The 1,561-nt window shown below is 37.5% G+C and carries 1 protein-coding gene and 1 pseudogene; both read right to left on the bottom strand.

What is annotated here, in order from left to right; genetic code table 11:
* Positions 1-107 precede the first annotated feature (107 nt).
* Positions 108-860, bottom strand: a complete 753-nt coding sequence (gene istB / locus IBX42_RS12475; protein WP_294933254.1) for an IS21-like element helper ATPase IstB — start codon at positions 858-860, stop codon at positions 108-110.
* A gap of 33 nt (positions 861-893) precedes the next feature.
* Positions 894-1,561, bottom strand: a pseudogene (locus IBX42_RS12470) (IS21 family transposase); the annotation flags it as partial.

The following is a 1,561-nucleotide window of genomic DNA, read 5'->3' as shown; positions in this document are numbered from 1 at the left end:
TTGCGCATAGCGTTCAAACCGGCCACCAAACGCGCAGAGCATCCGGCCACCTCTGAAGAGATATTTTCTGTAGTGTCATTTTAGCATAAAGTGGCCGGATGATGTTTTTAATAAGGGCAATTTTGCATCACTGAATTCATTTTTCTCATGGACTCGCCTTGGAGTTCTATTCTGTGTGAAGAGTAAACAATTCTATCAAGTATGGCATCAGCAATCGTGTTATTGTTGAGATAGTTATACCACTCACTCACCGGAAGCTGTGAAGTAATAATCGTAGAATTTATGCTTGTTCGATCTTCTATGATTTCAAACAAATTTGTAGCATCATCTTCCACCATGGGGGCAACACCAAAATCATCGAGTATTAGAAGTTGAAATCTTGAATATTTGTTAAGCAGATTTGTATACGTTCCATCTATCCTCGATATTCGTATCTCTTCAAGGAGTGTTGGAGTTCTGACATAGTAGACTTTGAATCCATCAAAGATTGCTCTGTTTGCGAGTGCTTGAGCTAGGTTGCTTTTACCGGTGCCAGTTTTTCCAGTAATAATTACATTTTGATTTGAGTGTATAAAGTTTAGCTGTGACAATGATTGAATCTGAGCCTTGTCTATTCTTCTGTCGGCTCTATAATCAATAGCGTCAAGGGAAGCTTGTTTGTCTTTGATTTTAGAGAGTCTATGATTCATGATGATACGTTTATTTTTTAAAAATATCTCTTGAGCGTCAAGAAGTTGAAATAGCCTCTCTTCGAAGCTCATAGAAGAGTAAGCCGTATCTTCACTCTGTCGTTGGTAAGCGTCCTTAAAGCCTTGGTAACCAAGTTGGCTTATTTTGTTTGTTAATTGTGCATGTGTCATATTTTTATCTCCTGTATACTTTTTGTTTTTGGTTTATTTATATGTGTCTGGACCGCGAAGGTTTGGATGCGTATTAAAAAGAGAGAGGGTCTCACAAACAGCATTATTTACACTCTTTTGAAGATAAAGTTTTTTATCTAAAATAGAGGTAATGGATTTAACCTTAAGTATCCGTTTTTCTATTGCATACATTAGTGCCAATTCCAATTCCATCTTTCCATATCTTTTTGCGAGTGAGAGTACCGCTACTATTTGACGATAAGCATTTGCTTTATGCTCTACGGCTTCAAATGCATCTTCTACAAATACACAGCTGTACTCACCAATACTCTTAGCCCACGATCTGAGTCTCTGCGGATTCATCTTCTCATCGATATATTGATGTGTACTTGGCATATGTTCATGAAGAGTTGAAGTTTGTCCTATAATGCGGAGTCTTGGGTGTGTCGCTATTAAATCATTTTTAAAATAGATTCTTACATGATGCGTGGAATATCTCACTTCAACTTCCTCTTTGAGATATTTGTAGGGTACGGAGTAGTTGCATTTTTTAAGAGAGATGTGATAATCCATATCGACACGAGCAACTTTAAATTGCTCATAAATATAGCGATTGGCAGGTAGTGTTTGAAGCTCTGGTTTGTCCAACTCAACAAAAAGTTCTGAGCGACTCTTGCCCAGATGTTTCATAACCTTATTGT

Origin of the sequence: Sulfurimonas sp., from assembly GCF_014859695.1 — a bacterium.
Classification (GTDB): domain Bacteria; phylum Campylobacterota; class Campylobacteria; order Campylobacterales; family Sulfurimonadaceae; genus Sulfurimonas.
The sequence above is the reverse complement of the archived record's forward strand: the minus strand, read 5'-3'. Positions and strand labels throughout refer to the sequence as shown.

Excerpts from the sequence above, each read along its gene's own strand:
- istB (WP_294933254.1), bottom strand. The coding sequence starts at position 860 with ATGACACATGCACAATTAACAAACAAAATAAGCCAACTTGGTTACCAA.